This window comes from Streptomyces sp. NRRL S-495 (assembly GCF_000966955.1).
Classification (GTDB): domain Bacteria; phylum Actinomycetota; class Actinomycetes; order Streptomycetales; family Streptomycetaceae; genus Kitasatospora; species Kitasatospora purpeofusca.
Window position 1 is genome coordinate 1 of sequence record NZ_JZWY01001149.1, and the last position, 4,495, is coordinate 4,495.

Annotated in this window: 5 protein-coding genes; all 5 read left to right on the forward strand. The window is 73.6% G+C overall.

What is annotated here, in order from left to right:
* Window positions 1-165: 165 nt before the first annotated feature.
* Window positions 166-1,344 carry an LLM class flavin-dependent oxidoreductase gene (locus VR45_RS39990; RefSeq protein ID WP_045944887.1) on the forward strand — a complete coding sequence of 393 codons (1,179 nt, stop codon included), beginning with the start codon at window positions 166-168 and terminating at the stop codon, window positions 1,342-1,344.
* Window positions 1,341-1,826 carry a GNAT family N-acetyltransferase gene (locus VR45_RS39995; RefSeq protein WP_045944888.1) on the forward strand — a complete coding sequence of 162 codons (486 nt, stop codon included), beginning with the start codon at window positions 1,341-1,343 and terminating at the stop codon, window positions 1,824-1,826. The genes VR45_RS39990 and VR45_RS39995 overlap by 4 nt, the downstream gene beginning before the upstream one ends.
* 105 nt (window positions 1,827-1,931) lie before the next feature.
* Window positions 1,932-2,885 carry an ABC transporter substrate-binding protein gene (locus VR45_RS40000; RefSeq protein ID WP_045944889.1) on the forward strand — a complete coding sequence of 318 codons (954 nt, stop codon included), beginning with the start codon at window positions 1,932-1,934 and terminating at the stop codon, window positions 2,883-2,885.
* Window positions 2,886-2,913: 28 nt separating this feature from the next.
* Window positions 2,914-3,930: an amino acid ABC transporter permease gene (locus tag VR45_RS40005; protein WP_078897527.1), complete on the forward strand. Its 1,017-nt coding sequence runs from the start codon at window positions 2,914-2,916 to the stop codon at window positions 3,928-3,930.
* A gap of 65 nt (window positions 3,931-3,995) precedes the next feature.
* Window positions 3,996-4,495: ATP-binding cassette domain-containing protein (locus tag VR45_RS40010; RefSeq protein WP_045944891.1), on the forward strand; the 500-nt coding region annotated here is incomplete at its 3' end.

Genomic DNA, 4,495 nt, shown 5'->3' on the forward strand with positions numbered 1-4,495 from the left:
GCCCCCTACCGCCCCACCCGCCCGGTACGGCAATTCCGCTCCGCACGGCCCTCCGGCCCCCGGCCGGCGGTGCCCGCTGCCCTTCTCGGCCCTCCCCTGCCCTCCCGCGCCCACCGGCTGCCCGCGCCCGGCCGGCCCGCGGACGATCCGAAAGGTTCCGCCACCATGCCCGTCGAATTCCTCGGCATCGCCGCCACCGCCGACGGTACGGAGACCACCGCGAGCACCACGGCCGCGTTCGACCGCAACTACACCCTGAAGCTGGCCCGCGCCCACGAGGAGCACGGCTGGGACCGGGTGCTGTTCGCCTACGGCTCCGGCTCGCCCGACCCGGCGCCCGCCGCCGCGTTCATCGCCTCCCGCCTGGACCGCCTGCAGATCCTGCTCGCCCACCGCCCGAACGTCTCGTACCCGACCTTCGCCGCCAAGACCTTCGCCACCCTGGACCGGATCAGCGACGGCCGGCTCACCGTCCACTTCATCACCGGCGGCAACGACCACGAGCAGCAGCGCGAGGGCGACTTCCTCACCAAGGACGAGCGCTACGACCGCACCCGGGAGTACATCCGGATCGTCAAGAAGGCGTGGACCAGCCGGGAGCCCTTCGACCACGAGGGCACCCACTACCGCTTCCACGACTTCGTCTCCGACGTCTTCCCGGTGCAGCAGCCCCGGCCGGGCGTCTCCTTCGGCGGCTCCTCGGAGGCGGCGTACGCGGCGGGCGGCGCCGAGGCGGACATCTACTGCCTCTGGGGCGAGCCGCTGGCCCGCACCGCCGAGCAGATCGAGCGGGTGCTGGAGTCGGCCCGGCAGGCCGGGCGGGCGGACGCGCCGCGGATCCAGGTGGCGTTCCGGCCGATCATCGCGCCGACCGAGGAACTGGCCTGGGAGAAGGCGCACCGGACGGTCGCCGCGATCAAGGCCCGGCGCGAGGGCGGCGACCTGATCCGCCGCGGCCGCCCGGCCGGCACCGGGCCGGAGAACGCCGGTTCGCAGCGCCTGCTGGAGATCGCCGAGGCCGGCGAGCGCTACGACCGGGCGCTGTGGACGCCGACCGCCGCCGCCACCGGTGGGGCGGGCAACTCCAACGCCCTGGTCGGCACCCCGGAGACGGTCGCCCAGGCGCTGCTGGACTACTACGACCTGGGCGTGGACATCCTCTCCGCCCGCGGCTACCACCTGGTGGACGACGCGATCGACTTCGGCCGGTACGTCATCCCGATCGTCCGCGAGGAGGTCGCCAAGCGGGACGCGGCCAGGGCGGCGGCCGAGGCGGCGGCGGAGGCCGAGCGGGCCGGGCGCGCCGAGCACGACCGGCACCAGCTGATCGCGGCCCAGGCGTGAGCGGCGCACCGGCGCTCGACGTCGAGGTCCGCCGGGTCGGCATCGACGACCCGCTCGCCGAGCCGCTGGTGCGCGAGCTCACCGAGGAGTACGTGCGCCGCTACGGCCCCGAGGCGCACGAGGAGATGACCCGCTACCCGGCGGACAGCTGGACCGCGCCGGACGGCCTGCTGCTGCTCCTGCTGGAGGACGGCGAACCGGTGGCCGGCGGCGCGTACAGGCGGTACGACGAGCGGACGGCGGAGGTGAAGCGGATGTGGACGTCCTCGGCGCACCGGCGCCGGGGGCTGGCCCGCCGGGTGCTGGCCGAGCTGGAGCGGGCCGCCGCCGGGGCCGGCTACGGCCGGATCTTCCTCACCACCGGTCCGCGCCAGCCCGAGGCCAGGGGGCTGTACCTGGCCTCCGGCTACACCCCGCTGTTCGACGTCGCCGCCGATCCTCTGACGATCGGACCGCTGCCGTTCGAGAAGCAGCTGCCCTGAAGCCGCACCTCCGCCGAGCCCGCACCGCCCGCTTTGCCCGCACCGTCCGCCGAGCCCGCACCCGCCGAGCCCGCACCGCCCCCGTACCTCCCGAAAGGCACCTCCGTGAGAACCACCACCGCCCGCCACCGGCTGCTCGCCGCCACCGCCCTGCTCCCGGTCCTGGCCGTGGCGGCGTGCAGTTCGGACCCGAGCACCGGCACCGCGACGGGCGGCTCCGGCCGGCCGGCCGTCTCCGCCGCCGCCGAGGACCTCGTCTCCGGCCTCAAGAAGTCGGACACCGCCGCCGCGCTGCTGCCCGCCGACGTCCGCGCCGCCGGGACGGTGAAGTTCGGCTCCTCGATCGGCGCCCCGCCCTCGGCCTTCTACGCCGACCAGGCCACCAAGAAGGCCGCCGGGGTGGACATCGACTTCGGTGACGCCGTGGGCCGCCTGCTCGGCCTGACCGTGCGGCGCGAGGAGGCGGCGTTCGAGACCATCCTGCCCGCGCTCGACAGCGGCAAGTACGACGTCGGCACCGGCAACTTCGGGGTGACCGCGGCCCGGCTGAAGACCATCGACTTCGTCACCTACATCGACGACGGCCAGGGCTTCGCGGTCAAGAAGGACAACACCACCGTCAAGCCGATCACCGACCTGGTCCAGCTGTGCGGGCTGACCATCGGCACCGGCGCCGGCACCACCTTCGAGACCACCCTCAACGCCAAGAAGAGCGTCTGCACCGACGCAGGCAAGCAGCCCTACGAGGTCAAGGCGTTCAGCGACAGCGGCGCCACGCTGACCAGCCTCCAGCAGGGCCGGGTGGACGTCGTGATGTCCACCATCAACGGCCTGCGCTACCAGGCCGCGCAGGAGGCCTCCGGCACCAGGTTCCTGGGCGAGTTCCACCGGCTCGACGTCGGTTTCGCGTTCAAGAAGGGCTCGGCGCTGACCCCGGCCTTCCAGGCGGCCGTCAACGAGCTGATCAAGGACGGCACCTACGAGCGGATCCTCAAGAAGTGGGGGGTGACGGAGTCGGCCGTCAAGGAGTCCCTGATCAGCCCGCCCGAGCACGCGTGATCCCCTGTCCCCCCGGGAGGAGTCCCCCATGACCACCGCCACCGCCGGCAGCACCACCGCCGGCGCCCCGACCCGCTCGAAACTCGACCGCGCGCCCGCCGCGGCCCCGCTCGACCTCGGCGAACTGGACGGCCTGCGCACCGTCCGCGCCCGCTACCCCTGGCGCTGGGCGGCCGGCCTCGCCGCCGTCGTCGTCCTGGCCCAGTTCGCCCACGGCCTGGCCACCAACCCCGGCTGGGACTGGGCCACCTTCCGGGTGTACTTCTCCGCCGACACCATCCTGCGGGCGGTCGGCCGCACGGTCGAACTCACCGCCTACGGCACTGTGCTGGGCTTCCTGCTGGGCGCCGTGGTGGCCGCGATGCGGCTCTCCCGCAGCGCGATCCTGCAGACCGTCGCCTGGGCCTACGTCTGGGTGTTCCGCTCGATCCCGCTGATCGTCCAGCTGGTCTTCTGGTTCAACCTCTCCTACCTCTACAAGCGCTTCGGTTTCGGCATCCCGTTCGGGCCCACCTTCGGGGACTTCGAGACGATCGGCGTGCTGGGCGCGCTCGGCGCGGCCGTGCTCGGCCTCGGGCTGCACCAGGCCGCCTTCGCCGCCGAGATCATCCGCGGCGGGATCATCGCCGTCGACCCCGGCCAGCGCGAGGCGGCCGCCGCGCTCGGCGTGCCGCGCTGGCGGCAGGCCTGGCGGATCGTCCTGCCGCAGGCGATGCGCGGCATCCTGCCCGCCGCCGCCAACGAGGTGATCTCGCTGTTCAAGGGCACCTCGGTGGTCTACGTGATGGCGATCGGCGAACTCTTCTACCAGGTGCAGGTGGTGTACGGCCGCACCGGCCGGGTGGTGCCGCTGCTGATGGTCGCCACCGTCTGGTACGTGCTGCTGACCACCGTGCTGTCGATCGGCCAGTACTACGTCGAGCGGTACTTCGCCCGCGGGGCCGACCGCACCCCGCCGCCCACCCCGCTCCAGCGGGCCCGCTCCCTCGTCCGGGGCCTGCGCGCCCGCACCGCCACCGCTGTCGCCCTCGGAGGCCGCTCATGACCACCGTCGTCAAGGAACCGCGCGCCGAGGACACTCCGGCGGAGGAGCCGGCCGCCGCACCGTCGATGGTGCAGGTCCGCGGCCTGTGGAAGAGCTTCGGCCCGACCGCGGTGCTGCGCGGCGTCGACCTCGACGTCCCGGCCGGCTCGGTGACCGTGGTGCTCGGGCCGTCCGGCTCCGGCAAGTCGACCCTGCTGCGCGCGATCAACCACCTGGAGAAGGTCGACCGGGGCTTCGTCGCGATCGACGGCGAGCTGATCGGCTACCGCAGGGCCGGGGACCGGCTGCACGAGCTCAAGGAGCGCGAGGTCCTGCGCCAGCGGACCAACATCGGCTTCGTGTTCCAGAACTTCAACCTCTTCCCGCACCTCACCGTGCTGGAGAACATCGTCGAGGCGCCGGTCAGCGCGCTGCGCCGGCCGAAGGCGGAGGCCCGGGCCGGGGCGCTGGAGCTGCTGGAGCGGGTGGGTCTGGCCGAGAAGGCGGACGCCTACCCCCGGCAGCTGTCCGGCGGCCAGCAGCAGCGGGTGGCGATCGCCCGGGCGCTGGCGCTGGAGCCCAAGGT